General features: G+C 72.1%; 23 protein-coding genes. 13 read left to right on the top strand and 10 right to left on the bottom strand.

The annotated features are described in order from the left end of the window. Positions 1-49: 49 nt before the first annotated feature. Entirely contained in the window at positions 50-928 is an 879-nt protein-coding gene (locus tag B5M43_RS10420; RefSeq protein WP_055992357.1) for a Bax inhibitor-1/YccA family protein, read from the bottom strand. Between the two features lie 155 nt (positions 929-1,083). Here B5M43_RS10420 and B5M43_RS10415 point away from each other — a divergent pair, with 155 nt between their 5' ends. Next, positions 1,084-2,094 carry a glycerophosphodiester phosphodiesterase family protein gene (locus B5M43_RS10415; protein ID WP_055992360.1) on the top strand — a complete coding sequence of 337 codons (1,011 nt, stop codon included), beginning with the start codon at positions 1,084-1,086 and terminating at the stop codon, positions 2,092-2,094. An 8-nt stretch (positions 2,095-2,102) separates the two neighbouring features. Here the strand turns inward: B5M43_RS10415 and B5M43_RS10410 are convergent, their stop codons facing one another. Next, a complete protein-coding gene (locus B5M43_RS10410) occupies positions 2,103-2,822 on the bottom strand; it encodes a hypothetical protein (RefSeq protein ID WP_134746025.1) in 720 nt (239 codons plus the stop codon). 159 nt (positions 2,823-2,981) lie between these two features. On the opposite strand from B5M43_RS10410, the gene B5M43_RS10405 reads away from it, so the two are divergent. After that, positions 2,982-5,399, top strand: coding sequence for an ATP-dependent helicase (locus B5M43_RS10405; RefSeq protein WP_134746026.1), 2,418 nt, complete (start codon positions 2,982-2,984; stop codon positions 5,397-5,399). A 42-nt stretch (positions 5,400-5,441) separates the two neighbouring features. On the opposite strand, the gene B5M43_RS10400 is transcribed toward B5M43_RS10405, so the two are convergent. Further along, positions 5,442-6,086 (bottom strand): YigZ family protein, encoded by a 645-nt coding sequence (locus tag B5M43_RS10400; RefSeq protein ID WP_134746027.1) that lies wholly within the window; start codon positions 6,084-6,086, stop codon positions 5,442-5,444. A 96-nt stretch (positions 6,087-6,182) separates the two neighbouring features. Between B5M43_RS10400 and B5M43_RS10395 the strand changes: the two genes are divergently transcribed. Together B5M43_RS10395 and ligD are read left to right on the top strand one after the other, a co-directional pair. After that, entirely contained in the window at positions 6,183-7,451 is a 1,269-nt protein-coding gene (locus B5M43_RS10395) for an SseB family protein (RefSeq protein ID WP_134746028.1), read from the top strand. A gap of 149 nt (positions 7,452-7,600) precedes the next feature. Beyond that, the gene (gene ligD, locus B5M43_RS10390) at positions 7,601-8,650 is read left to right on the top strand and encodes a non-homologous end-joining DNA ligase (RefSeq protein ID WP_055992375.1); all 1,050 of its coding nucleotides are present in this window, start codon (positions 7,601-7,603) and stop codon (positions 8,648-8,650) included. 14 nt (positions 8,651-8,664) lie between these two features. On the opposite strand, the gene B5M43_RS10385 is transcribed toward ligD, so the two are convergent. Next, complete coding sequence (locus B5M43_RS10385; protein ID WP_055992378.1) at positions 8,665-9,207, bottom strand: RimK/LysX family protein; 543 nt, start codon at positions 9,205-9,207, stop codon at positions 8,665-8,667. Positions 9,208-9,241: 34 nt separating this feature from the next. Between B5M43_RS10385 and rimK the strand changes: the two genes are divergently transcribed. Continuing rightward, a complete protein-coding gene (gene rimK / locus B5M43_RS10380) occupies positions 9,242-10,435 on the top strand; it encodes a 30S ribosomal protein S6--L-glutamate ligase (protein ID WP_134746029.1) in 1,194 nt (397 codons plus the stop codon). Between the two features lie 321 nt (positions 10,436-10,756). Here rimK and B5M43_RS10375 read toward each other — a convergent pair whose 3' ends face one another. From B5M43_RS10375 to B5M43_RS10365, 3 genes are all read right to left on the bottom strand, one after another. Next, positions 10,757-11,821, bottom strand: a complete 1,065-nt coding sequence (locus B5M43_RS10375; RefSeq protein WP_134747166.1) for an ATP-dependent DNA ligase — start codon at positions 11,819-11,821, stop codon at positions 10,757-10,759. Between the two features lie 182 nt (positions 11,822-12,003). Further along, positions 12,004-13,455: an NAD(P)/FAD-dependent oxidoreductase gene (locus B5M43_RS10370; protein WP_134747164.1), complete on the bottom strand. Its 1,452-nt coding sequence runs from the start codon at positions 13,453-13,455 to the stop codon at positions 12,004-12,006. Positions 13,456-13,707: 252 nt separating this feature from the next. Next, positions 13,708-14,937: an acyl-CoA dehydrogenase family protein gene (locus tag B5M43_RS10365; protein WP_134747162.1), complete on the bottom strand. Its 1,230-nt coding sequence runs from the start codon at positions 14,935-14,937 to the stop codon at positions 13,708-13,710. 135 nt (positions 14,938-15,072) lie between these two features. On the opposite strand from B5M43_RS10365, the gene B5M43_RS10360 reads away from it, so the two are divergent. The 3 genes from B5M43_RS10360 (at position 15,073) to sucD (ending at position 17,518) form a co-directional block, all read left to right on the top strand. Beyond that, on the top strand, positions 15,073-15,231 hold the full coding sequence (locus B5M43_RS10360; RefSeq protein WP_156377179.1) for a hypothetical protein: 159 nt from the start codon (positions 15,073-15,075) through the stop codon (positions 15,229-15,231). A gap of 190 nt (positions 15,232-15,421) precedes the next feature. Further along, positions 15,422-16,588, top strand: a complete 1,167-nt coding sequence (sucC, locus tag B5M43_RS10355) for an ADP-forming succinate--CoA ligase subunit beta (RefSeq protein WP_055992393.1) — start codon at positions 15,422-15,424, stop codon at positions 16,586-16,588. 27 nt (positions 16,589-16,615) lie between these two features. Continuing rightward, positions 16,616-17,518, top strand: a complete 903-nt coding sequence (gene sucD, locus B5M43_RS10350; RefSeq protein WP_055992396.1) for a succinate--CoA ligase subunit alpha — start codon at positions 16,616-16,618, stop codon at positions 17,516-17,518. Between the two features lie 132 nt (positions 17,519-17,650). Here sucD and B5M43_RS10345 read toward each other — a convergent pair whose 3' ends face one another. Continuing rightward, positions 17,651-18,088 (bottom strand): nitroreductase family deazaflavin-dependent oxidoreductase, encoded by a 438-nt coding sequence (locus B5M43_RS10345; protein ID WP_055992399.1) that lies wholly within the window; start codon positions 18,086-18,088, stop codon positions 17,651-17,653. Between the two features lie 76 nt (positions 18,089-18,164). Here B5M43_RS10345 and B5M43_RS10340 point away from each other — a divergent pair, with 76 nt between their 5' ends. Both B5M43_RS10340 and B5M43_RS10335 read left to right on the top strand, forming a co-directional pair. Continuing rightward, complete coding sequence (locus B5M43_RS10340; RefSeq protein WP_055992402.1) at positions 18,165-18,605, top strand: nitroreductase family deazaflavin-dependent oxidoreductase; 441 nt, start codon at positions 18,165-18,167, stop codon at positions 18,603-18,605. A 144-nt stretch (positions 18,606-18,749) separates the two neighbouring features. Beyond that, complete coding sequence (locus tag B5M43_RS10335) at positions 18,750-20,033, top strand: DUF6350 family protein (RefSeq protein WP_205829530.1); 1,284 nt, start codon at positions 18,750-18,752, stop codon at positions 20,031-20,033. Between the two features lie 41 nt (positions 20,034-20,074). Here the strand turns inward: B5M43_RS10335 and B5M43_RS10330 are convergent, their stop codons facing one another. Continuing rightward, entirely contained in the window at positions 20,075-20,479 is a 405-nt protein-coding gene (locus B5M43_RS10330) for a heme-binding protein (RefSeq protein WP_134746635.1), read from the bottom strand. Between the two features lie 16 nt (positions 20,480-20,495). Then, on the bottom strand, positions 20,496-21,716 hold the full coding sequence (gene fdhA, locus B5M43_RS10325) for a formaldehyde dehydrogenase, glutathione-independent (protein ID WP_134746637.1): 1,221 nt from the start codon (positions 21,714-21,716) through the stop codon (positions 20,496-20,498). 137 nt (positions 21,717-21,853) lie between these two features. Between fdhA and B5M43_RS10320 the strand changes: the two genes are divergently transcribed. From B5M43_RS10320 to purH, 3 genes are all read left to right on the top strand, one after another. Continuing rightward, on the top strand, positions 21,854-23,104 hold the full coding sequence (locus tag B5M43_RS10320) for a LuxR C-terminal-related transcriptional regulator (protein WP_230667945.1): 1,251 nt from the start codon (positions 21,854-21,856) through the stop codon (positions 23,102-23,104). A gap of 99 nt (positions 23,105-23,203) precedes the next feature. After that, positions 23,204-23,791, top strand: a complete 588-nt coding sequence (gene purN, locus B5M43_RS10315; protein ID WP_134746641.1) for a phosphoribosylglycinamide formyltransferase — start codon at positions 23,204-23,206, stop codon at positions 23,789-23,791. 37 nt (positions 23,792-23,828) lie between these two features. Beyond that, positions 23,829-25,439 (top strand): bifunctional phosphoribosylaminoimidazolecarboxamide formyltransferase/IMP cyclohydrolase, encoded by a 1,611-nt coding sequence (gene purH / locus B5M43_RS10310; RefSeq protein ID WP_055992417.1) that lies wholly within the window; start codon positions 23,829-23,831, stop codon positions 25,437-25,439. The last annotated feature ends 5 nt before the right edge of the window (positions 25,440-25,444 follow it).

Raw genomic sequence — 25,444 nt, 5'->3', positions numbered from 1 at the left:
ACAAAGGGCCGCCCCATCCGGGACGGCCCTTCTGTCGTGAAGCGGTGCGTTACTCGTTGCCGCGCAGGATCGCGAGGATGCGCAGGATCTCGACGTAGATCCAGACGACGGTCGAGACGATGCCGAACGAGGCCTTCCAGCCGAGCTTGCGCGGCGCGCCGTTGCGGGCGCCGGTCTGCACGAACTCGAAGTCCATGACGAGCGAGTACGCGCCCATCAGGACGGCCAGGGCGCCGATGATGACGCCGAGCGGGATGCCCATGATCTCGACGGAGCGCATGCCCCAGGCGAGGTCGCTGAACGGGCCGCCGAAGACCATGAAGCCCAGGTTCAGCAGGCTGAAGGCCAGGTAGCCGAGCATCGCGACCATGAAGATCTTGGTCATGCGGGGCGAGGTGCGCACCTTGCCGTTGGCGAACAGCGCCAGCGTGACGCCGACGACCGCGACGGTCGCGAGCGTGGCCTGCATCACGACGCCGGGGAACATGATCTCCATGAGCAGCGAGAACGCGCCGATGAAGAGGCCCTCGAACGCGGCGTAGCCGAGCACCAGCGCGGCGCCGGGCATGCGCTTGAACGCGTTGACGAGGCCGAGCGCGAGGCCGCCGAGCAGGCCGACGAGCGCGAGGCCCATGCCCATGCCGGGGTTGAAGGCGGTGGCGAACCAGCCGACGACGCCCGTGACGAGCAGCACGCCGAACGACGCGAGCGTCTTGTGGATGGTGTCCTCGACCGTCATGCGGCCGGTGTCGACCGAGCTCGCGGCCGGGGCCGCGTACATGCCCTCGAGGCGCTCGGCGGGCGGCGGCACGAGTCCGGTCTGGCCCGCGAGAGGGCCGCCGGGGTAGGTCTGCGCGGCGTACGACGGCGCCTGCGGCGGGCGCGTGTCAGTGTGGAACGCGGGGTCCGTGAATCCGAACTTGGCCATGATGGTCAGCTCCAAATGGTTGCGGGACAGCGGTGTGAAGGCTGTGGTTCCACAGTACCCACGACACGCTATGGCTGAGCTGTGATCTCTACGCCCCCGGCGAACGGGAGCCGGGCGCTCAGGGAGGGCCTCGGGCCCGTGAATACGCTGGGCTCATGCCTCGTCCCCGTCCGCTCGTGATCGGCCACCGCGGCGCCCCCGGGTACCGCCCGGAGCACTCGCGCTCGTCGTACGACCTCGCCCTCGAGCTCGGGGTGGACGCGGTCGAGCCCGACATCGTCGCGACGCGCGACGGCGTCCTGGTCGTCCGGCACGAGAACGAGATCTCGGGCACCACGAACGTGGCCGACCGCCCGGAGTTCGCCGACCGCCGCACCACCAAGACGGTCGACGGCGTGAAGCTCACGGGCTGGTTCACGGAGGACTTCACGTGGGAGGAGCTGTCGACCCTGACGACGCGCGAGCGGATCCCGCAGATCCGTCCGCGCAGCGCGACGTTCGACGACGCGCAGCCCGTCCTGCGGCTGACCGACGTGCTGGATCTCGTGCGGGAGACGTCGCTCGCGCAGGGGCGCGAGATCGGCGTGGTGCTGGAGATCAAGCACGCGACGTACTTCTCCTCCGTCGGCCTCGACCTGGTGCCGCTGATCGAGGCCGACCTGCGCGCCACGGGATGGGCGACCGGCGAGCTGCCGCTCACGATCGAGGCGTTCGAGTCGACCGTGCTGCATCGGCTGCGGGAGCGCGGCGTGCCGGCGACCTACATCTACCTGCTCGAGGCGAAGGGCAGGCCGTTCGACCTGATCGCGGCGCGCGGCGACGCGGCCCCCACGTACGCGGCGACCGCGCGGCCGCGGGGCCTGGACCAGCTGGTCGGCAGGGTCGACGGCATCAGCGTCGACAAGCGGATGATCCTCGCCCCGGATCGCCTGGGCCGCGCGACGGGCCCTTCGCCGGTGGTCGCCGACGCGCACGAGCGCGGCCTGCAGGTGTACACGTGGACCGCGCGCCCGGAGAACGCGTTCCTCACCCCGGAGTTCCGCACGAAGGGCGGCAAGGCGGCGTACGGCGACTACGAGGCCGAGTGGGACGTCATCCGCCGCTCCGGCGTCGACGGCGTGTTCGTGGACCACCCGGACCTCGGGATGGCCTTCTTCCGCGAGTAGGTGCAGGGTCAGTCGATGCAGGGCGGGAAGCCGCCCTCCGGCTGCCGGTGCGTCAGGAAGAGGTCGATCCGGCCGTCGGGCACCTCGTCGCCCGAGGCGTAGGCCCAGCTGATCGCGAGCGACGCGCCGTCCGCGTCGCGCTGCTCCCAGGTGACGCCGCCGCCCCCGCCGAACGAGGGGTGGGTGTACGGGCCGCGGATCGCCGCCACCTCGGCGTTCGCCGTGCCGAGCCGGATGCCGTCCGCGGTCCGCGGGCCGGAGGCCGGGGCGTCCCGTCCCTCGGTGAGCTGGAGGCCGATCGTCCGCGCGGTGCCGTCCGTGCCGGCCGCCGACAGCACGAAGTCGCCCACGCGGTAGGCGGTGATCCCGGAGCAGCCCACCATGTACTCCGCGGCGGTGTAGGTCTCGACCCCGAGCAGCGCCGCGACGTCGTCGATGTCGTCGCCGAGCGCGATCGGGCCGATGCGGCTCGTGGTGATCCGCCAGGTGGCGGGGTCATCCGGGTCGTCGGCCGCGGGCTCCTCGGTCTGCGGCGGCTCGGGCGCGGACGTCGGTTCGGCCGCGGGCGCGTCCGGGGTCGGCTCCGGGGTCGGCTCCGTGGCGGTCGGCTCCGGGGTCGCGGACGGCGATCCGGATGGCGCGGCTCCGGCGCCGACGGGCGTCGCGCACGCCGGCAGCAGCAGGACGAGGGCGAACGCGGTCGCGAGACCGGCGCGTGTGCGGTTCATGGCGTTCCCTTGCGGTGCGGGGCCCCGGCGGGGCCGTTCACCAGGTATTGCACCGGGGGAGCGCAGTGCTTCGCATGCGCCGGTATCGCTTGCGTAACGGGTCGCGCCCTGTGGGCGGGCCAGCTCGGTGTCGGCCGCGCCGCCTAGACTCGAAGGGCCATGACCGACGCCTCCACCCCCATCATCGTCAGCGGCGGATCCGGTCCCCAGGGCCCCCGATCCAGCGCCGACGAGCTGCTCGACGGCCTCAACCCGCAGCAGCGCGAGGCGGTCGAGTACCGCGGCCCCGCCCTCCTGATCGTGGCGGGCGCCGGATCCGGCAAGACCCGCGTGCTGACCCACCGCATCGCGTCGCTGCTGCGCAGCCGCGAGGCGTGGCCGAGCCAGATCCTCGCGATCACGTTCACCAACAAGGCCGCCGGCGAGATGCGCGAGCGCGTCGAGCAGCTAGTCGGCGACAGCGCGCGCGGCATGTGGATCTCGACGTTCCACTCGGCCTGCGTGCGCATCCTGCGCCGCGAGGCGGACCAGTTCGGCTTCACCAAGGCGTTCACGATCTACGACTCGGGCGACTCCCGCGCGCTCATCAAGCGGCTCGTCAAGGAGCACGAGGCCGACGCGCTCGGCCTCACGCCGGCCGCGGTGCAGTCGAAGATCTCCAAGCTCAAGAACGAGCTGGCCGACGCCGAGTCGTACGCGCGCGACGCGAACATGAGCGACCCCGTCGAGCGGATGTTCGTGGAGCTGTTCGCGGACTACCAGCGCCAGCTGCAGCGGGCGAACGCGTTCGACTTCGACGACCTGATCGCGCAGACCGTGTACCTGTTCCGCGCGTTCCCGCAGGTGGCCGACGTCTACCGCAAGCGGTTCCGGCACATCCTGGTCGACGAGTACCAGGACACCAACCACGCGCAGTACGCGCTCATCCACGAGCTGACGCGGCCCGTCTCGTCGCAGACGGATGTCGGCGGCGGCATGCTCGCCCTCATGGACGAGGCCGAGGGTGCATCGCTCACGGTCGTCGGCGACTCGGATCAGTCGATCTACGCGTTCCGCGGGGCGGACATCCGCAACATCAGCGAGTTCGAGCGCGACTTCCCGGGCGCCAAGGTCGTGCTGCTCGAGCAGAACTACCGCTCGACGCAGAACATCCTGACGGCGGCGAACTCGGTCATCCGGAACAACTTCGACCGCAAGGAAAAGCGCCTCTGGAGCGACCAGGGCGACGGCGAGAAGGTCGTCGGCTTCACCGGCTACTCGCAGCACGACGAGGCGCAGTTCGTGGCCGACGAGATCGAGGCGCTGCGCCGCAAGGGCGTCGACTACGGCCAGATGGCGGTGTTCTACCGCACCAACTCGCAGTCCCGGGCACTGGAGGAGATCTTCATCCGCTCGGCCGTGCCGTACAAGATCATGGGCGGCACGAAGTTCTACGAGCGCCAGGAGATCAAGGACGCGCTCGCGTACCTCGTGGCGGTCGCCAACCCGGCCGACGAGATGGCGCTGCGCCGCATCATCAACAAGCCGCGGCGCGGCATCGGAGACGTGACGGTCGAGACCATCTCGTCGTTCGCGGAGCGGCACGGCATCACGTTCCGCGACGCGCTCGGGCACTACGCAGACCTCGGGTTCGGGCCGAAGATCCAGGGCGCGATCGCGCAGCTGCACAACGTGCTGGTCGAGGCGCAGGAGATCCTGCTGCCCTCGTCGGGCGAGCAGCCCGAGCCGATCTCGGTCGCCGAGGGCCTGCAGGTGCTGCTGAACAAGACCGGGTACCTGGATGCGCTGCGCGCGAGCCGCGACCCGCAGGACGAGGCCCGCGTCGAGAACCTCGACGAGCTCGTCGCCGTGACGCGCGAGTTCGCGCGGAACAACCCCGAGGGCACCGTGCTCGACTTCCTCACCGAGGTCGCGCTGGTCGCCGACAGCGACGACCTCGACGACGAGTCGGGATCGGTGTCGCTCATGACGCTGCACACCGCGAAGGGCCTCGAGTTCGACACCGTGTTCCTCACGGGCGTCGAGGAGGACCTCATCCCGCACCGCATCTCGGCGAACGAGCCGGGCGGCCCGCAGGAGGAGCGTCGGCTGTTCTACGTCGGCATCACGCGCGCCCGCAAGCGCCTGTACCTGTCGCTCGCCATGACGCGCGCGCAGTTCGGCGAGGTGTCGGTCGCGATGCCCAGCCGGTTCCTGCAGGAGATCCCGGTCGACCTGATCGACTGGCGCCAGTCGCCCGGCGACGTCAACTCGCGCGGCGGCACGCAGTCGCGCGCGCTGAACGCGCGGCGGCCCGGCGGGTCGGACCGATGGGGAGTCAAGCCTCTCGGGCCGGGCTCGGGCCTCAAGCCGAAGTCGACCGCGATGGACAAGTTCCCCGGCATGGTCACCAACAAGGTGCGCGACAACGGCGACCTCGAGCTCGCGCCGGGCGACCGCATCCGGCACGACGACTTCGGCGAGGGCCGCGTCGACGCCGTCACGGGCGAGGGCGCGAAGCGGATCGCGCACGTGCGATTCGACTCCGCGGGGGCGAAGAAGCTGCTCATCAAGATCGCCCCGATCACCAAGCTTTGACGTGGTGCGGATCAATGCCGCGAAGCGGCGTCGATGCGCGCGCTACGCGGGGACGTCGACGATCCGGGTCGCCCCTCGCTCGGGCGTGAGGGCGCCGGCCGTCCACGCGGCGGCCGCATCGGTCAGGTCGGGCAGCGCGTCGGCCGGGAGCCAGACGCGCAGGGTCGCCTGCCCCGCGTAGTCGGTGTCGCCCAGGGTGCCGCCGTGGCCGGCCGCCCAGTCGCGCAGCAGGTTGTCCAGGCGGCCGGCGTCGGCGTGATCCACCGTGAGCAGCGCCTCGGTGAGCTCGCGGCGCTCGACGAGCTGCGCGGCGTCCAGGCACTCGGACACCGCGGACGAGTACGCGCGCACGAGCCCGCCCGCGCCGAGCTTGATGCCGCCGAAGTACCGGGTCACCACCACGACGAGGTCGGTCAGCCGCCGCTGCCGCAGCACCTCGAGCATCGGCACGCCCGCCGTGCCCGACGGCTCGCCGTCGTCGTTCGACCGCGCCTGCTCGCCGCGCAGCCCGGTGATCATCGCCGTGCAGTTGTGGCGGGCATCCCAGTGCCGCTTCCGGATGTCCGCGATCACGGCCTCAGCGTCCGCGACGGATCCCACTGGCGCCGCGTGGGTCAGGAACCGTGACTTCCTGATCTCCAGCTCGTGCGAGACGGGGCGCGCGATCGTCGACGGGAAGGCGGGCATCCTGCCACGCTACCCAGCGCAGCCGCGCGACGTTGCGCATCGTCACGGGGAGCGCAACCCCCTGAGGCGGCCGCGGGCGGCACGTAGGCTGAGCGCATGGGACTGTTCTCCAGGAAGAAGAAGAGCGACGACCAGACGGCCGCCGAGGCTTCCGCCGAGGACAGCGCGGTCGAATCGCAGGCCCCGGCTCCGGAGGCCCCGGCTGACGCACCCGCGGCAGAGGCGTCCGAGGCGCCTGCCGCCGACGCGGCGCCGCAGGTCGGCATCTCGATGTCGTCGTTCCGCGGACTGGGCGGGCCCGCCGGGCCCGAGGTCGCGCCGCCGCCCGCCGACCAGCCGCGCCGCGACCCGAGCATCCCGACCCCGAACGACACCCTGAAGCCCGGCACGGCCAAGCCTGCCGCCCCCGCGCCGCGCGAGCTGCCGCTGGCGCCGGCCGCGCCGCCCGAGAAGCTCGAGACGGTCCCCGGCCTGCGCGACAACGCGCTGCTGCGCGACGCGCTCGCGGCGCTGCCCGCGAACCCGACGGGCGCGCAGCTGATCGGCGTCGTGCGGCAGATGATGCACGGCCACCTGTTCCTGCGCGTGCAGGGCAATGCGCGCGAGCAGCTGCAGCAGGGCGACGGGCGCCTGTCGTTCGGCATCGCGCGCGACGGCGACCGCACCTACATGCTCGTGTTCAGCTCGGGCAAGGCGCTGCACGACGCGGTGCGGGCCGACGGCGACGCCTCCACGTCGGCGGTCGGCCAGCCGGTCGGCGCCATCCTGAAGCACCTGGTCGAGCAGGACTTCGCGGGCATCATCGTCGACAACAACTCGGCGCCGGCGCGAGCCGTGCTGCCGCGCGAGGTGCTCGTGCGGGCGCTCGAGCAGGCCGACCCGGCCATGCGCCTGAAGGCCGCGATCGCCGCGCCGCGCGAGGCCGACACCCCGCACCGCATCGCGACGCTGCTCGCCGAGGGCGTGCCGCTGTGGGTCGCGATCGGCAAGGCACCGCAGGACGAGGGCAAGCTCGGGATCGCCGAAGCGCGCCTCGCCGACGGCACGCGGCTGCTGCAGGTGTACTCGCACCCGCTCGAGGTCGCCGCGCAGGGCCGCGAGGAGCGCGCCCTGCCGCTCTCGGTCGCGAAGATCGGGCAGATCCTGCGCGACCACGACTCCGTGGGCGGCATCATCATCGATCCCGCGGGCCCGCTCATGACGCTCACGCGCGAGGAGCTCGCGCCCGTCATCGCGCTCGCCGCCGAGGCCGATCGCGCCGACGCGGAGCGCAAGGCCGGCGCCGAGCAGGCCAGGGAGTCGGCGCAGACGGCCGAGCCGGCGTCCGCGCCCGACGCCCCGGCATCCGACGCCGACGGCGACTGAGCCACCGCCCCCGGCCTCACAACACGTGTCGTCACCGGGGACACGCGATCTGAGCGCGCGGACGACGTGTCGCCGCTCACAGCACGTGTTGTCAGGGGCCGAGGTCAACCCCGTACCGCGCGGGGCGCTCCTCTGCGTAGGGTGACGGCATGGCGTCCGAACGCATCACGCTGACCATCCCCGGACCGGACGGCGACCGCGAGGTGGGGCTCTCGAGCCCGAACCGCGTGCTGTGGCCCGAGCTCGGCATCACCAAGCGCGAGCTCGCCGACTACGCGGTGACGGTGAGCGAGGCGTTCCTCGCGCACAACGGCCATCGGCCCGTGTCGCTCGAGCGCTACCCCGACGCCGTCGGGGGCGAGATGTTCTTCTCCAAGAACCCGCCCAAGGGCACGCCGTCGTTCGTCGAGGCCGAGACCGTCACCTACAACAGCGGGCGGCGGCATCCGCAGATCGTCCTCACGGAGCCCGCCGCGATCGTGTGGGCCGTGCAGATGAACACGGTCGTGTTCCACCCCTGGGCGTCGCGCGTGCCGGTGACCGACAACCCGGTCGAGCTGCGCATCGACCTCGACCCGCAGCCCGGCACGGGCGTGAAGGAGGCCATCCCGGCCGCGCACGCGCTGCGCGAGGTGCTGCGCGAGGCGGGACTCGAGGCGTGGATCAAGACCAGCGGCAACCGCGGGCTCCACGTGTTCTGCCCGATCGTGCCGGAGTGGGAGTTCCTCGACGTGCGTCACGCCGTGATCGCGGCGGGCCGCGAGCTGGAGCGCCGGATGCCGGATCGCGTCACCACGGCCTGGTGGAAGGAGGAGCGCGGCGAGCGCGTGTTCGTCGACTTCAACCAGGCCAACCGCGACCGCACGATGGCGGGCGCCTACAGCCCCCGCGCGCTGCCGCACGCCCCGGTCTCGACGCCGCTCCACTGGGACGAGGTCGACGACGTCGACCCGAAGCGGTTCACGGTGCGCACCATCCCGGAGCGGCTGGCGCAGGGCGATCCGTGGGCGGGCATCCAGGACAGTCCCGGCCGCATCGACACGCTGCTCCAGTGGTGGGAGCGCGACCTCGAGAACGGGCTCGGTGAGATGCCGTTCCCGCCCGAGTTCCCCAAGATGCCGGGGGAGCCGCCGCGCGTGCAGCCCAGCAAGAAGGTCGCCGAGAACTGGGACGCCGAGGGCAATCGGATCGGCGACTGACCGGCGGTGCCGCGTCAGCCGTCGCTGCGGCGGCGGTGCGGCCAGTGCGGGTGCTCCTCGCCCGGGGGCCGCTTGTTCGCGCGGCGCACGGCCCGCGGCGGCTTGCCGCCCAGGTACGAGGCGGCCGAGTCGACCAGGAACCCCTTGGCGAGCAGCTCGCGGCCGACGAGCATCCGGAAGCCCATGGCGTCGCGGCGCGTCAGCGTGATCTCGGTCGGGATGACCTGGTCGTGCAGGCGCACATCCAGCAGCACGACGACCCGCTTCTCGGCGTGGCCCGACGAGCTGCGCACGCGGCGGCGGTCGTGCACGGGCAGCTCGAGCTTGACGGCGTCGTCCGCGCTGCGCTGCCACGGGTGCACCTCGAAGCGCACCCACGAGGCGCCGCCGCGCGTGAACTCCTTCATGCCGAACGCGTGCAGCGACGACGTCTGCGCGCCGGTGTCGACCTTGGCCTTGAGCCACTCGATCCCGACGCCGGGAAGACCCACCCACTCGCGCCACCCGACGAGGGCGTGCGTCGGCACGCTCTCCGACGGGGGAAGATGAGTGGACACGCCCCCATCCAATCAGGAACCACAGGATCCCCACGTGAAGATCGCCATCTTGTCGCGCGCTCCGCGCGCCTACAGCACCCAGCGCCTCAAGGCCGCGGCCCTCGATCGCGGCCACGAGGTCAAGGTGCTGAACACCCTGCGGTTCGCGATCGATCTGTCCAGCGATGATCCGGACCTGCAGTACCGGGGGCGCCGTCTGTCGGAGTACGACGCGATCATCCCGCGCATCGGCAACTCGATCACCTACTACGGCACGGCCGTCGTGCGGCAGTTCGAGCAGATGGACGTCTACACGCCCAACACCGCCAACGGGATCGCGAACGCGCGCGACAAGCTGCGGGCGAACCAGATCCTCTCGCGGCACGACATCGCCATGCCCGCGACGGCGTTCGTGCGCAACCGCGCCGACGTGATCCCCGCGATCGAGCGCGTCGGCGGCGCACCCGTCGTGATCAAGCTGCTCGAGGGCACGCAGGGGATCGGCGTGATCCTCGCGCCCGAGATCAAGGTCGCCGAGGCGATCGTGGAGACGCTGCAGTCGGCGCGTCAGAACGTGCTCATCCAGCGCTTCATCAAGGAGTCCAAGGGCCGCGACATCCGCGCCCTCGTGGTGGGCGACCGGGTCGTCGCTGCGATGCGGCGGTCGGCGAAGGGCGACGAGTTCCGCTCGAACGTGCACCGCGGCGGCTCCGTGGAGCGCGTGGAGCTCGACGCCGAGTACGAGCGCACCGCGGTGCGCGCCGCGCAGATCATGGGCCTCAAGGTCGCCGGTGTGGACATGCTCGAGTCGGACGAGGGTCCGCTCGTCATGGAGGTCAACTCCTCGCCGGGCCTCGAGGGCATCGAGACCGCGACGAAGCTCGACGTGGCCGGCGCGATCGTCGACTACATCGCGAACCAGGTCGCGTTCCCGCAGATCGACGTGCGCGAGCGCCTGTCGGTCTCCACCGGCTACGGCGTGGCCGAGCTCGTCGTGCACGGCGACGCCGACCTGGTCGGCAAGAAGCTCGCCGACTCCGGCCTGCGCGAGCGCGACATCACGGTGCTCACGCTGCACCGCGGGCCGCAGGTCATCCCGAACCCGAAGGGCTCGTACATCCTGGAGTCCGAGGACCGGCTGCTCTGCTGGGGCAAGCTCGAGGAGATGCGCTCGATGATCCCCGAGCGCCCGAAGCGCCGCCCGCGCGTCAAGAAGCTCCCGAAGCACCCCCTGCCCCACGACGACTGAGCCCGACCCCCGGTCGTTGAGCGGAGGCGCGCCAGCGCCGGAGTCGAAACGTGGCCGGATCATCCCGGCCGGCTGGGGAGCATCAGCGCGTTTCGACTCCGCTTCGCTCCGCTCAACGACCGGGTGCTCCCCTGAGGTCGTTGAGCGGAGGCGCGCCAGCGCCGGAGTCGAAACGTGGCCGGATCATCCCGGCCGGCTGGGGAGCATCAGCGCGTTTCGACTCCGCTTCGCTCCGCTCAACGACCGGGCCCTCGGGCATCGAGAGTCGTGCGAGCGAAGCGAGCGTGGAGCGAAGCGACCCCCGCAGCGTGCGAGACGTCCCTAGAAAGAACTGATCACGTCGGCGAGGTCGTACTTCGCGGGGACCTCGAGCTGGTCGAAGCGGCAGGAGGCGGGGTCGCGGTCGGGGCGCCAGCGCTCGAACTGCACCGTGTGGCGGAAGCGGGCGAAGCGCGAGGGATCGCCCTCGAGCTGGTCGTAGCGCACCTCGAGCACGCGCTCCGGGCGCAGCGGCACGAACGAGACGTCCTTGCTCGCCGAGAAGCGGCTGCGCTCGCCCTCGCGCCGCAGGATCTCGCCGGACTCGTCGCGCTCCACGAGCGGCTCGAGCTCGTCGATCAGCTCCAGGCGGCGCTTGTCGCTGAACGCCGAGACGCCGCCCACGTTGTGCAGCGTCCCCGACGCGTCGTGCAGCCCGACCAGCAGCGATCCGACCCCGCGCCCGCTCTTGTGGACGCGGTACCCGACCGCCACGACGTCCGCTGTGCGGGCGTGCTTGACCTTGAGCATGGTGCGCTTGTTCGGCGCGTACGGCTGGTCGGCGGGCTTGGCGACCACCCCATCCAGGCCCGCGCCCTCGAACTGCTCGAGCCAGCGCTGCGCGAGCTCCGGGTCCTCGGTCGTGCGCGTCAGGTGCACGGGGTGCGGCGCATCCTGCAGCAGCGCCTCCAGGCGCGCGCGGCGTTCGCGGAAGCGCAGGTCCATGAGCGACTCGTCGCCGACCGACAGCAGGTCGAACGCGATCAGCATCGCCGGGGTCTCGGTCGACAGCTTCGCGATGCGCGACGCGGCGGGGTGGATGCGCTGCGAGAGCGTGTCCCACGACAGCCGCTGCGACCCCTCCGGGCCGACCGCGATCACGATCTCGCCGTCGATCAGGCACGGGCCGGGCAGGATGCGCGCCAGCGCCTCGACCAGCTCGGGGAAGTACGGGGTCAGCGGCTTCGCGCCGCGCGAGCCGAGCTCGACGCTCTCGCCGTCCCACGACACCAGCACGCGGAACCCATCCCACTTGGGCTCGAAGATCAGCCCGCCCGGATGCTTCGCCGGATCCGGGATGGCCGACACGGCCTTCGCGAGCATGGGCGCGGGGATGTCGTGGCTCATGGGGACATCCTGCCGCCCCCGTGAGCGCCCCGGCCACCCGCCGCACGGCTTCGACTGGTCCCGGGGGACGAGACTGGTCTCGCCGACACCAGTCTCGTCGCCGGGGACCAGTCTCGGCGGATAGAGGGCGGGGCGCGCGGCGCCGGGGCGGGGCGCCGGGCGCGCGGCGCCGGCGCGGGGCCTCAGAACAGGTCGGTCAGGCGGGCGGGCTCGCCCGCGTCGCGGAGCGCGGTGCGGGCCGCGTGCCAGCCGGCCATCCCGTTCACGCCGGGGCCCGGGGGCGTCGCCGACGATGCGAGGTAGACGCCCTTCATGGGCGTGCGCCACGGCGCGGTCGACACGACCGGGCGCCGCACCGCCTGCCACAGCGTGAAGTCGCCGCCCAGCACGTCGCCGCCGATCTCGGCCGGGTTCTCGGCCTCGCGGCGCGACGCCGGCACCGCGTGCGTGGCGAGGATGCGGTCGCGGAAGCCGGGCGCGAACCGCTCGATCTGCCGCGTGATGTGCTCGGTCGGGTCGAGCCGCGACCCGTGCGGCACGTGCATGTAGGCCCACAGCACCGCCTTGCCGGCGGGTGCCCGCGACGGATCGAGCACCGAGGGCTGCACCGCGAGCACGTACGGGCGGTCGCTCACCTCGCCCCGCGCCACGGTGTTCTCGCTCGCCTCCACCTCCGCGCGCGTGCCGCCGAGGTGCACGGTGGGGGAGCGATGCACGTCGGGGTTCGCCCATGGCACCGGCCCCTCGAGCGCGAAGTCGACCTTGGCGGCCGCGTGGCCGTAGCGGTAGCCGCGGACGGCGCGCGCGTAGCGCTCGGGCACATCCGGATGGGTCAGTGCGAGCCGCGGCGACGTGTCGAGCAGCAGCAGGTCGCCCGCGGCGGGATCGCCCCAGTCGAGCGTCGCGAGATCGCGGACGCGGTGCCCGGTCTCGATGCGGCCTCCGTGCGCGTGGAGGTCGGCCGCCAGCGCGTCGGCGATCGCCTGCGCGCCGCCGATGGGATAGGCCCAGCCGCCGGGGGCGTGCGCGAGCGCCGCGAGCATGAGCCCTGCGGCCGCGCTCGCGAGCGACGGGAGCGGGGTGTTGGCGTGCGCCAGCACGCCGCTCAGCAGAGCGTCGGCCTCGGCCGTGCGGAACGTGCGGTGACCGAGCCGCGTGCCCGCCTCGAGCGCGCGCAGGCCGAACCGGAGGGCCGCGCGCGGGTCCTGGGGCACGCGCAGCAGCTGGTTGCCCGTGAAGTCCAGGACTCCCTCGATGTGCCGGGCGAGCGGGCGGAGCATCGCGAGCCAGGCCCGGCCGTCCGGGCCGAGCTCGGCGGCCGTCCGGTCGATGTCGCGCCACGCGACGGCCGCGCGCCCGCCGTCGAGCGGCTGCGCGTACGACGCGTCGGGGACGACCCATCCGATCCGCTCGTGGAGCCCGAAGGCCCGGAAGAACTCCGAGGTCAGCGCGGCCGGATGCACGGCCGAGCACACGTCGTGGCGGAAGCCGTGCAGCGTCAGCTGCGCCGTCCGGATGCCGCCGCCGAACGTCTTCGCCGCCTCGAGCACCGTGACGTCGTACCCCGCGCGCGCCAGCGCGACCGCGGCCGCCAGGCCGTTCGGCCCGCTCCCCACTACGGTGGCGCGCGTCATGTGCTCAGTCTTTCAGACGCGCTGCCGCCGCGGCGGGGGCTCGACCCGAGCGCACGCTTCGGGCGTTTCGGCTCCGCTTCGCTCCGCTCAACGACCGGCACCGAGCCCGGGTCATCGACCGTCGTGCGAGCGAAGCGAGCGTGGAGCGAAGCGACCAATCGCAGCGCGAAGCGCTGCCGAACGGAGCGTCAGCGACGTTCCTCGCTCGCGAGTGTCCGGCGCGGAGCGTCGGCGCGAGCGTGCGAGACGCTTCTAAACGAATGCCCCCATGCCGGTGATGTCCCTGCCGATGAGGAGGGCCTGGACGCTCTCCGTGCCCTCGTAGGTGTGGATCGCCTCGATGTCGGCGAGGTGCTGCATGACGCGGTTCTCGAGCAGGATGCCGTTGCCGCCGAGCAGGTCGCGCGCGGTGCGCGCGATGTCCCGCGCCGTGCGGGTGTTGTGGTACTTCGCGAGCGACGCCTGGGTGGGGCGCAGCGCGCCCGACGCCTCGAGCTCGGCGAGGCGCCGGCAGTACAGCTGCATGGCCGTGAGCTGCGACAGCATCTGCGTCAGCCGCTCCTGCACCATCTGGAACCGCGCGAGCGGACGGCCGAACTGCACGCGCTGCCCCGCGTACGCCAGCGCCGCCTCATAGCAGGCGGTCGCGTGGCCGAGCGCCGACCAGGCGACGCCCGAGCGGGTCGCGAAGAGCACGGTCGAGGCGTCCTTGAAGGAGTGCGCGCCCGGCAGCACGGCGTCGGCGCCCACGCGCACGTCGTCGAGCGCGATGTGCGCCTGGTGGATGCCCCGCAGCGAGAGCTTGCCCGTGATCACCGTGCCCGTGTAGCCCGGGGTGTCCTGCTCCACGAGGAAGCAGCGCACCTGCCCGTGATCCGGGTCGTCCGCCCGGTCGATGCGGGCCCACACGAACGTCACGCCGCCCGAGGCGCCGTTGCCGATCCACTTCTTGGCGCCGCGGAGCACCCATCCGTCGTCGCTCCAGCGCGCCGTGGTCTCGAGCGACGTGGAGTCCGAGCCGTGGTCGGGCTCGGTCAGCGCGAATGCGCCGGGGACCTCGCCGCGCGACAGCGGGCCCATCCAGCGCTCCTGCTGCTCCGGGCTGCCGAACAGCGCGAGCGTCCGCAGCGCGAGCCCGCCCTGCACGGCGAGGATCGTGCCGAGCGACCCGTCCACGCGCGAGAGCTCCATGTTCACGAGGCCGGCCGCGAGCGGCGACATCGGCGTGACGCCCGGGTGATCGACCCCGTCGGCGTAGAGGTCGGCCTCGCCCAGCGCCGTGAGCGCCTCGAGCGGGTACTCGGCGCGGTCCCACGCCTCGGCCATGCGGGGCGCGAGCGCCTCGCCGACCTCGCGGGCCCGCGACCACTGCGCCCGGTCGGGTCCGCCGACGTCGGCGAACACGGCGTAGTAGTCGGTGTCGAGAGGGGATGTCACGTCGTAGGCGAGGACGTTCTCGCCCGGGAAGAGCTCCGATGCCATGCCGCCAGGCTAGGCACGGGCGGCCGCGCGGCACACGTCGTTTGGAGGTCTCCGCCATCCGGAGCCGCCGGATCCGGGGTGCGGATTGCCCTAGACTGGAAGCGGTTCCCGACAGCGCCTTCACGGAGGTCCTCAATGTTCATCATCTCGCTGCTGCTCTTCCTCGGCGGCATGGCGCTGTTCGGCGTCGCGCTGAACATCGAGGCCTGGCAGGGTGTCGTCTTCACGGCGGGCATCCTGGCGATCTGCCTGGCGATGGCGCTGCCGATGCACTTCAGCAAGACCTCGAAATAGCGGCCCGCACAGACTTCGCGAACGCGGCTCCGGATGATCCGGGCCGCGTTCGGCGTATCCGGGGACCGCATGGGCCGGGCCCCTTCGGGCTCGGGCGCCCGGAACGCGGTAGTAGGCTGGGATCTCGGTCGAGATCTCTCGACGTCGAGACGTCCAGTCTCCTCCCGTGGCCCCACCGAAGGATTGCAACGTGGACCTGTACGAGTACCAGGCTCGAGACCTTTTTGAGAAGTACGAGGTGCCGGTGCTCGCCGGCATCGTCGCCGACACCCCCGAGGAGGTGAAGGCAGCGGCCGAGAAGATCGGCGGCGTCGTGGTGGTCAAGGCCCAGGTCAAGACCGGCGGACGCGGCAAGGCCGGCGGCGTGAAGGTCGCCAAGACCCCCGACGAGGCGTACGAGGCGGCGAAGGCGATCCTCGGCCTCGACATCAAGGGCCACGTCGTCAAGCGCGTCATGGTCGCGCAGGGCGCGGACATCGCCCGCGAGTTCTACTTCTCGGTGCTGCTGGACCGCGCCAACCGCTCGTACCTGTCGCTGTGCAGCGTCGAGGGCGGCATGGAGATCGAGCAGCTCGCGGTCGAGAAGCCCGAGGCGCTCGCGCGCGTCGAGGTGAACCCGCTCACGGGCATCGACAAGGAGAAGGCGATCGAGATCGCCAAGGCCGCGAACTTCGACGAGGACCTCGTCGAGAAGGTCGCCGACGTCTTCGTGAAGCTCTACGACGTCTACAAGGGCGAGGACGCGACCCTGGTCGAGGTGAACCCGCTCATCCTGTCGGGCGCCGGCGACATCATCGCCCTCGACGGCAAGGTCACGCTCGACGACAACGCGAGCGAGGTGCGCCACCCCGAGCACGAGGAGCTCGAGGACAAGGAGGAGGCCGACCCGCTCGAGGCGAAGGCCAAGGCCAACGGCCTCAACTACGTCAAGCTCGACGGCCAGGTCGGCATCATCGGCAACGGCGCGGGTCTGGTCATGTCGACCCTCGACGTCGTCGCCTACGCCGGCGAGAACCACGGCGGCGTGAAGCCCGCCAACTTCCTCGACATCGGCGGCGGCGCCAACGCGCAGGTCATGGCCAACGGCCTCGACGTGATCCTCGGCGACGAGCAGGTCAAGAGCGTCTTCGTGAACGTCTTCGGCGGCATCACGTCGTGCGTCGCGGTCGCGGAGGGCATCGTCAAGGCCCTGGAGATCCTGGGCGACCACGCCACCAAGCCGCTCGTCGTCCGCCTCGACGGCAACCAGGTCGAGGAGGGCCGCGCCATCCTCGCCGCCGCGAACCACCCGCTCGTCACCCTCGCCTCCGGCATGGATGAGGGCGCCGACAAGGCCGCCGAGCTGGCGAACGCCTGAGCCCCGGATCGGATAAGGACTAGAGAGATGTCGATCTACCTCAACAAGGACTCCAAGGTCATCGTCCAGGGCATCACCGGCGGCGAGGGCACCAAGCACACGGCGCTCATGCTCAAGGCGGGCACCAACATCGTCGGCGGCGTGAACGCGCGCAAGGCCGGCTCGACCGTGACGCACGAGACGGCGCACGAGGGCGAGGTGGACCTGCCCGTGTTCGGCACGGTCGCCGAGGCCATCGAGAAGACCGGCGCCGACGTGTCGATCGCGTTCGTTCCCCCGGCCTTCACGAAGGACGCGATGATCGAGGCCATCGACGCCGAGATCCCGCTGCTCGTCGTGATCACCGAGGGCGTGCCGGTCGGCGACACCGCCGAGGCGTGGGCCTACGCGCAGTCGAAGGGCAACAAGACCCGCATCATCGGCCCGAACTGCCCCGGCATCATCACGCCGGGCGAGGCGCTCGTGGGCATCACGCCCGCGAACATCACGGGCAAGGGCCCGATCGGCCTCGTGTCGAAGTCGGGCACGCTGACCTACCAGATGATGTACGAGCTGCGCGACCTGGGCTTCTCGACCGCCATCGGCATCGGCGGCGACCCGGTCATCGGCACCACGCACATCGACGCGCTCGAGGCGTTCGAGGCCGACCCCGAGACCAAGGCGATCGTGATGATCGGCGAGATCGGCGGCGACGCCGAGGAGCGCGCGGCCGACTTCATCAAGGCCAACGTCACCAAGCCGGTCGTCGGCTACGTCGCGGGCTTCACGGCCCCCGAGGGCAAGACGATGGGTCACGCCGGCGCGATCGTGTCCGGCTCGGCCGGCACCGCGCAGGCGAAGAAGGAGGCCCTCGAGGCCGCCGGCGTCAAGGTCGGCAAGACCCCGTCGGAGACCGCCGCCCTCATGCGCGAGATCATCTCGAGCCTGTAAGCAGCAGCTTCACCCGCGAAGGCCCCGTCCGCTCGGACGGGGCCTTCGTCGTCCCCGGGGCCCGCCTGACCCGGCATGTCTCAGTTCGGGTCGGAATCCGGCCCGGATTCCGACCCGAACTGAGACATGGGATCAGGGGACGGGGGTGATCGCGAACACCGGATGCCGCGGCGCGACCGCCGCGAAGGCCGAGAGGTCGGCGTCGGGAGCCGCGGCGACGTGCGGGCGCACGATCGGGACGAGGCGGACGTACTCGCGCAGGACGGGGGCGGCGGCCTCCGGAGGGAGCTCCTCGACCCGGATGCGCTCCGCACGGCGCCCGCGCTCGAGCGTCGCCTCGCCGGCCGCGCGGATGTTCTTGACCCAGCCCACGGGGCCGTAGGGCGCGACGATGTAGCGGCGGCCGTCGACCGTGATCGGGGTGACCGGCACGGTGTGCGGCAGGCCGCTGCGGCGCCCCACCACGGTGAGCGCCGAGATCCCGGCGGGCGCGAGGCCGCGCCTGCCGAGCGCCGCCATGATCCGGTCGATCCGCCGGCGCAGGGGAGTGGTCTTGTACGTGCCCGCCATGCCGCCAGGCTAGGCGGGGCCGGTCCGTCCGCGTAACCCCGGCCCCCGCCCCCGCGATCGGCAATACCCTGGTGCCATGCCGCTGAACGGGGAGTACCTGCCGAGCACCGCCGAGTGGGCGCGCACGCAGGCCGAGACGTACGAAGCAACGAACGGCGCCGAGGCGAACACGCTGCGCGGGGTGCCGGTGATCGTCCTGACGACGGTCGGCGCCAAGAGCGGCGGCCTGCGCAAGACCGCCCTCATGCGCGTCGAGCACGACGGCCGCTACGCGGTCGTGGCGTCGAAGGGCGGCGCGCCGAAGCCGCCGCAGTGGTACTACAACCTGCGCGCGAATCCGCACGTCGAGCTGCAGGACGGCGCGGTCAAGCGCGACTACGTCGCGCGCGAGCTCGACGGCGCCGAGTACGACGAGTGGTGGGCGCGCGCCGTCGAGGTGTGGCCCGACTACGCCGAGTACCAGAAGAAGACCGACCGCCGGATCGCGGTGTTCGTGCTGGAGCCCACCGAGGCCTGAGCCTCGGACATGGGGGAGCTGGCTCCCCCCCCCCCGTGCTGGTTGAGCGAGCGAAGCGAGTCGCAACCCACGAAGCCGCCACCGGCCTCGACCCCGGAGAGCCGCAGGGCTCACGCAGGCCGCCGCGGGTAGGGTCGATCCGTCATGCATCGCCTGCTCGTCGCCCTGCTCGCTGCTCTGGATGCCGCCGTGGCGGCGATCGTGGGGCTCGCGGCCGTGCTCGTGCCGCTGCTGCTGATGTGGGTGTTCACGTTCGGCGGCGTCGCCGACTGGCAGGGGCTCTGGCCCGCCACCGTGCGCATCTGGCAGCTGGGCAACCTCGTGCCGCTGGCGCTCACCCTTCATGACGACTTCCTCGTCGAGACCGGCCTGCCGGAGGGCGCCGGATCGTTCGTCCTGTCGCTCGCGCCGCTGGCGTTCGCGGTGCTCGTCGCGGTCTTCGCCGCGCGATCCGGACGACGCGCGCTCGGATCGGGGCGCTGGCTGACGGGTGTCGCGGCCGGCACCGGCACGACCGCGCTCGCGGCCCTGATCGCGAACGTCACGGCCGGCAACCCCGTCGCCGCCGTCGACCCGTGGCTCGCGGTGCTGCTGCCCACGCTCGTGTACGCCGTCCCGATGCTGCTGGGCGCCGTGACGGGAGCCTGGAGTGAGGGCGACGAGGGCCTCGTCGATCGTCTGCACGACCTCGCCGACCGGCTGCCGAGCGGATGGCGCGAGCTGCCCGCGCTCGCGGCCCGCGGCGGCGGGATCGCCCTCGCGGGCGTGATCGGCTTCGCCGCGCTCGCCATCGCGGTCGCGGTCCCGCTGCGCGGCGGCGAGGCGATCGCGCTGTACGAGGCCTCGCAGGTTGACCTGCTGGGCGCCATCCTGCTCACGCTCGCGCAGCTCGCCTACCTGCCCACCATGATCGGCTGGGCCGTGGCCTGGATGGCCGGGCCGGGCTTCGCGCTGGGGGCGGGCACCGGCGTCACCCCGGTCGCCACGCAGCTCGGAGTGCTGCCCGGCGTCCCCATGCTGGGCCTGCTGCCGGAGAACGGATCGCCGCTGCTGCTGCTGTCCGTGCTCGCGCCGGTCGTCGCGGGCGCGCTCGCCGGATGGGGCGTGCGCACGGCCTTCCGCGCCGAGGCCCGCGCCGAGGGCGCCGACCACGAGCCGGTGGCCCCGCGAGCGCTCCTCGCCGCCGGCATCGCGCTGATCGCGGGCGCGGGCGGAGCGCTCATCGCGGCGCTCACGTCGGGCTCCATGGGCCCGGACCGGCTGGCGCACGTCGGACCCGAGCCGGGCGCCGTCGCGCTCGCCGTCGGCCTCGAAGTGCTCCTCGGCGCCGCGACCCTGCTGCTGACCCCGCGCTCCTACACCTCCCGCCTCGACCGCCTCGCCTCCGGCTGGGCGGACGAGGACGCCGACCACGCCCGCACGCGCTGAGGGGCCGCCCCGGCGGGACGACCCCTCGCATGCGCGGGCGGTCAGAGCGCGGCGGCGCCGGCCTCCGCGACGGTCTGGTCCTGCTCCCCCGAGCCGCCGCTCACGCCGACGGCGCCCACCACGACTCCGTCGCGGCGAAGCGGCACGCCGCCCGCGAAGATCGCGACCCCGCGGCCGTGCGCGTTCGTCGTGTGGATGCCGAAGAACTGCTGCGTGGGCTGCGCGTTGTCGCCCAGGTCCTTCGTCGAGATGTCGAACGCCCGGGACGTCCAGGCCTTGCTGATCGAGATCTCGATGCTGCCGATCCACGCGCCGTCCTGACGCACGTGCGACACGAGATTGCCGCCGGCGTCGACGACCGCGATGTTCATGGGCTGGCCGATCTCGTCCGCGCGCGTCTCGGCGGCGGCGATGATGCGACGGGCGTCCTCGAGGGTGACGGACATGGACTCTCCTTCTGGGTCAGGCGGCCTTGATGTAGCCGTTGGGGTCGAGCACGAACTTCTTCGCCGCGCCCTGATCGAACTCCGCGTAGCCGCGGGGTGCGTCCTCGAGCGAGATCGGCGTGGCGTTCACGGCCTTCGCGATCTGCACCTTGTCGTGCAGGATGGCCTGCATCAGCTTGCGGTTGTAGCGCATCACGGGGCACTGCCCGGTCGTGAAGGACAGGGACTTCGCCCAGCCGAGCCCGAGCCGCAGGGACAGCGAGCCGTGCTGCGCCGCCTCGTCGATCCCGCCCGGGTCGCCCGTGACGTAGAGCCCCGGGATGCCGATCGCGCCGCCCGCCGCCGTGAGGTCCATGAGCGAGTTGAGGACCGTCGCGGGCGCCTCGTGCGATGCGTCCGCGCCGTGGCCGCGCGCCTCGAAGCCGACGGCGTCGACGCCGGCGTCGACCTCGGGCACCCCCAGGATCTGCTCGATCTGGTCCTTCGGATCGCCCTGCGACACGTCGACCGTCTCGCAGCCGATCGCCCGCGCGGCGGCCAGCCGATCGGGGTTCAGGTCGCCGACGATGACGACCGCGGCGCCCAGGAGCTGCGCCCCCACGGCCGCGGCGATGCCGACCGGTCCGGCGCCCGCGATGTACACGGTCGAGCCGGGGCCGACGCCGGCCGTGTACGCGCCGTGGAAGCCGGTCGGGAAGATGTCGGACAGCATCGTCAGGTCGAGGATCTTCTCGAGCGCCTGGTCGCGGTCGGGGAACTTCAGCAGGTTCCAGTCGGCGTAGGGGACGAGCACGTACTCGGCCTGCCCGCCCACCCAGCCGCCCATGTCGACGTACCCGTACGCCGAGCCGGGGCGATCCGGATTCACGTTCAGGCAGATGCCGGTCTTGCCCTCCTTGCAGTTGCGGCAGCGCCCGCAGGCGATGTTGAACGGCACCGACACGATGTCGCCGACCTTGATGAACTCGACGTCGGGGCCGACCTCGACGACCTCGCCCGTGATCTCGTGGCCGAGCACCAGCCCGGCCGGGGCGGTCGTGCGGCCGCGCACCATGTGCTGGTCCGAGCCGCAGATGTTGGTGCTCACCGTGCGCAGGATCGCGCCGTGCGGCACCTTGCGGCCCACGTTCGCGGGGTTGACCCCCGGCCCGTCCTTCAGCTCGAACTCGGGGTAAGCGGTGTCGACGACCTCCACCTCTCCCGGACCCTTGTAGACAACAGCTCTGTTCCTAGGCATCTTCGCCCTCCGATCTGTGTGCGGGTGGTTGCATGACGAGCCTCTCGGGCCCGCCCAGGGGACACGATCACCCTGACGGGCCGTTTCCCCCACCCGAACGGGTAGGTCTAGGCTCGTGCCCCGAGGAGGGGATGCGGATGGAGACGCTTCGTGAGCTGTCCGAGGTGATCCACGGGCCCATCAGGGAGCTGCCGGCGGCGCTGTCCCGCCTGCTCGCGCCTGGCGCCGGCCACCGGGCGCTGACGATCCTCGCCGCGGATGTCGATGGCGGGCATCGACGCGGCGCCGGAGAGTCGTCCGTCCTCGATCAGGTCCCGTATCTCGATCTCGTCGAGATGCGCCGCCGTATGTCACCCGGCACGGTCCGGCGCGACACGATGGTTGCGGAGGGCGCTGCCGAGGAGGTGCTGCTCGCCCTGTCGCGCAACGGCGCGCTGCTGGCGCTCGCCGGCCCCACCTGCGACGCGGAGGGCGAGCGGGCGGTGCTCGACCTCTGGAACATCGTGAGCCTTCGGGTGCAGCGGCTCGCGGACACCGCTCCGCCGAGCTGGCTGCGCCTGGCCCGGATGTCGGCGGGAGAGCGGATGGAGGCTCTCACCGAGCTCGCGGACGAGTATTCGACCACTCTCGAGACCGTGCTCGCGGCGCTGCGCTCGCGGGCGCTCGACGACGCCGCGGCGCGCACGACCGCGACCGGCATCGCGGCGGCGGGGCTCGTCCACCTGCGCACGGTGAGCGACCGTGTCCGGACGGTCGCGGAGGAGCCCGTCACGACGGCGTTCGAGCGGCTGCGCGACGATCTGGGCCCGCTCGTGCGCTACCGCGAGATCGACATGCAGTTCGTCGAGCCGCCGCTCGACGGGCGTCCTCTCCCCAGCGAGGTCGCGCACGGGGCGCGGGCGGTGGTGCGCGGGACGATCCTGGCCATGCTCGACGACCCCGAGGTGGGGCGGGTGCGCGTGCAGTGGGACTGCGACGGCAAGAACCTCCTGATCGACATGCGCGACGACGGCGAGGGAGGACTGTCCCGCGAATCGATCCAGTACCAGCTGGTCGAGGACCGCATCCAGGCGCTGCGCGGGCGCATCGCGCTGGACGCGACGCCCGGGTGGGGGACCGACCTGTCCATCGTCATCCCGCTGGATCCGCCGCACGCACCGGCCGGACTCCCCGCGGATTGGGCGCTCGGGGCGCGCGAGCAGGAGATCCTGGTGCGGGTCGCAGCTGGCCTGCGCAACCGGGAGATCGCGGCGGAGCTGACCATCAGCGAGAACACCGTCAAGTTCCACCTGGCCAATGTGTACCGCAAGCTCGGCGTCTCGAGCCGCGCAGAGGCGACCGCCCTCTACTTCGCGCAGGCCCGCCAGGATGAGCCCGCGGCCCGCTGAACCGCACCCGCGCCCGGCGCAGCGATGGTGTGGCTCCGCAAGGGGAAGCAAAGACAACCCTTGCCCGAGCGGATGCGTCCGGCGTGAGAAACTAGCACCGTGCTGTCGGTCGCCGTTCTCATCTCGGGCACGGGCTCGAATCTCCGTGCCCTCCTCGAGGCGGCGGAGGACCCCGGATACCCCGCCCGCATCGTCGCCGTCGGCGCCGATCGCGACGCGGCGGGCCTGGCCCACGCCGAGGAGTTCGGCATCCCGACCTTCGTCGTGCCGTTCCGCGACTTCGCGTCGCGCGAGGAGTGGGCCGCCGAGCTCGGGCGCCGGCTCGACGACATCCGGCCCGACCTGATCGTGCTGAGCGGCCTGATGCGCCTGCTGCCCGCCTCTCTGGTGGCGAAGTGGCAGCCGCGCATCATCAACACGCACCCGGCGTACCTGCCCGAGTTCCCCGGAGCGCACGGCGTGCGCGACGCGCTCGCGGCCGGCGTCGCGCAGACCGGCGCGAGCGTGATCGTCGTGGACGACGGCGTCGACACCGGCCCGATCCTGGCGCAGGAGCGCATCCCCGTCCTGCCGGGCGACACCGAGGACACCCTGCACGAGCGCATCAAGCCCGTCGAGCGCCGCCTGCTGATCGACGTCGTGCGCCGCATCGCGACCGGCGAGCTCGATCCCGCCGCGCATCCCTGATCCCGCAACCCACCCGCCCGATCCACAAGGAGCACCCATGGCCGGCCCCCGTCACGACCCCTCGCTGTATCGCGATCGCGATGTGGTGCCGATCCGGCGCGCGCTGATCTCCGTCAGCGACAAGACCGACCTGCTGGTGCTGGCCGAGGCGCTCGCGGGCGCGGGCGTCGAGATGGTGTCGACCGGATCGACCGCCGCCACGATCCGCGACGCGGGCTACGACGTGACGGATGTCGCGAGCGTCACGGGCTTCCCCGAGATGCTCGACGGGCGCGTCAAGACGCTGCACCCGAACGTGCACGGCGGCCTGCTCGCCGACCTGCGTCTCGAGAGCCACGAGGCGCAGCTGGGCGAGTTCGGCATCGCGCCGTTCGAGCTCGTGGTCGTGAACCTGTACCCGTTCGTCGAGACCGTGCGTTCGGGCGCGCAGGGCGACGACGTGGTCGAGCAGATCGACATCGGCGGCCCGGCCATGGTGCGCGCGTCGGCGAAGAACTTCGCGAACGTCGCGATCGTCGTCTCGCCCGAGTCGTACCCGTCGATCATCCAGGCGGTCGGCAAGGGCGGCACGTCGCTGTCGCAGCGTCGGGAGCTCGCGGCGCGCGCGTTCGCGCACACGGCGTCGTACGACACCGCCGTGGCGCAGTGGTTCGCCGAGGAGACCATCGCGGGCGAGGTCGACCTGCCCGACCACCTGACGATCCAGGCCGAGAAGCTGTCGAACCTGCGCTACGGCGAGAACTCGCACCAGCGCGCCGCGATCTACTCGCGCGTCGGCGGCCACGGCATCGCCCAGGCCACGCAGCTGCAAGGCAAGGAGATGTCGTACAACAACTACGTCGACGGCGACGCCGCCCTGCGCGCCGCGTACGACATGGTGCTGCCGGCCGTCGCGATCATCAAGCACGCCAACCCGTGCGGCATCGCGGTCGCCGCGCCGAGCGCGCTCGACCCGATCGCCAGCGCCCACCTGCGCGCGCACGAGTGCGACCCGGTGTCGGCGTTCGGCGGCGTGATCGCGGCGAACCGCCCCGTCACGCTCAAGATGGCCGAGAACCTGCGCGACATCTTCACCGAGGTGATCGTGGCGCCCGACTTCGAGCCGGCCGCGCTCGAGGTGTTCAAGGACAAGAAGAACCTGCGCCTGCTGAAGCTGCCGGAGGACTGGCAGCAGGAGCGGATGGACGTCCGCCTCGTGTCGGGCGGCCTGCTGCTGCAGGATGCCGACCGCTTCCCCGAGGACGACTTCGAGTCGGTCGCGAAGGACTGGCAGCTCGTCGCGGGCGAGGTGCCCGAGGACGTGTCGGTGCAGGACCTCGTGTTCGCGTGGAAGGCGTGCCGCGCGGTCAAGTCGAACGCGATCGTGCTCGCGAAGAACGGCGCCACGGTCGGCGTCGGCATGGGCCAGGTGAACCGCGTCGACTCGTGCCGCCTGGCGGTCGAGCGCGCCGGCGACCGCGCCGCCGGATCGATCGCGGCGTCGGACGCGTTCTTCCCGTTCTCGGACGGCCCCGAGGTGCTGATGAACGCCGGCGTGAAGGTGATCATCCAGCCGGGCGGCTCGGTCCGCGACGAGGAGACCATCGCCCTGGCCCGCGAGCGCGGCGTCACGATGTTCTTCACGGGCGAGCGCCACTTCTTCCACTGAGCCGG

Origin of the sequence: Microbacterium sp. MEC084 (assembly GCF_004514465.2) — a bacterium.
Lineage (GTDB): Bacteria > Actinomycetota > Actinomycetes > Actinomycetales > Microbacteriaceae > Microbacterium.
The sequence above is the reverse complement of the archived record's forward strand: the minus strand, read 5'-3'. Positions and strand labels throughout refer to the sequence as shown.

What these genes read in the sequence shown, in the direction of transcription:
- B5M43_RS10410 (WP_134746025.1), bottom strand. Translation starts at nt 2,822, where the DNA reads ATGAACCGCACACGCGCCGGTCTCGCGACCGCGTTCGCCCTCGTCCTG.
- B5M43_RS10415 (WP_055992360.1), top strand. Translation starts at nt 1,084, where the DNA reads ATGCCTCGTCCCCGTCCGCTCGTGATCGGCCACCGCGGCGCCCCCGGG.
- sucD (WP_055992396.1), top strand. Translation starts at nt 16,616, where the DNA reads ATGTCGATCTACCTCAACAAGGACTCCAAGGTCATCGTCCAGGGCATC.
- B5M43_RS10395 (WP_134746028.1), top strand. Translation starts at nt 6,183, where the DNA reads ATGGGACTGTTCTCCAGGAAGAAGAAGAGCGACGACCAGACGGCCGCC.
- B5M43_RS10345 (WP_055992399.1), bottom strand. Translation starts at nt 18,088, where the DNA reads ATGGCGGGCACGTACAAGACCACTCCCCTGCGCCGGCGGATCGACCGG.
- B5M43_RS10335 (WP_205829530.1), top strand. Translation starts at nt 18,750, where the DNA reads ATGCATCGCCTGCTCGTCGCCCTGCTCGCTGCTCTGGATGCCGCCGTG.
- B5M43_RS10360 (WP_156377179.1), top strand. Translation starts at nt 15,073, where the DNA reads ATGTTCATCATCTCGCTGCTGCTCTTCCTCGGCGGCATGGCGCTGTTC.
- purH (WP_055992417.1), top strand. Translation starts at nt 23,829, where the DNA reads ATGGCCGGCCCCCGTCACGACCCCTCGCTGTATCGCGATCGCGATGTG.
- B5M43_RS10375 (WP_134747166.1), bottom strand. Translation starts at nt 11,821, where the DNA reads ATGAGCCACGACATCCCCGCGCCCATGCTCGCGAAGGCCGTGTCGGCC.
- B5M43_RS10330 (WP_134746635.1), bottom strand. Translation starts at nt 20,479, where the DNA reads ATGTCCGTCACCCTCGAGGACGCCCGTCGCATCATCGCCGCCGCCGAG.
- ligD (WP_055992375.1), top strand. Translation starts at nt 7,601, where the DNA reads ATGGCGTCCGAACGCATCACGCTGACCATCCCCGGACCGGACGGCGAC.
- B5M43_RS10370 (WP_134747164.1), bottom strand. Translation starts at nt 13,455, where the DNA reads ATGACGCGCGCCACCGTAGTGGGGAGCGGGCCGAACGGCCTGGCGGCC.
- B5M43_RS10365 (WP_134747162.1), bottom strand. Translation starts at nt 14,937, where the DNA reads ATGGCATCGGAGCTCTTCCCGGGCGAGAACGTCCTCGCCTACGACGTG.
- B5M43_RS10320 (WP_230667945.1), top strand. Translation starts at nt 21,854, where the DNA reads ATGGAGACGCTTCGTGAGCTGTCCGAGGTGATCCACGGGCCCATCAGG.
- B5M43_RS10400 (WP_134746027.1), bottom strand. Translation starts at nt 6,086, where the DNA reads ATGCCCGCCTTCCCGTCGACGATCGCGCGCCCCGTCTCGCACGAGCTG.
- B5M43_RS10405 (WP_134746026.1), top strand. Translation starts at nt 2,982, where the DNA reads ATGACCGACGCCTCCACCCCCATCATCGTCAGCGGCGGATCCGGTCCC.
- B5M43_RS10420 (WP_055992357.1), bottom strand. Translation starts at nt 928, where the DNA reads ATGGCCAAGTTCGGATTCACGGACCCCGCGTTCCACACTGACACGCGC.
- fdhA (WP_134746637.1), bottom strand. Translation starts at nt 21,716, where the DNA reads ATGCCTAGGAACAGAGCTGTTGTCTACAAGGGTCCGGGAGAGGTGGAG.
- B5M43_RS10340 (WP_055992402.1), top strand. Translation starts at nt 18,165, where the DNA reads ATGCCGCTGAACGGGGAGTACCTGCCGAGCACCGCCGAGTGGGCGCGC.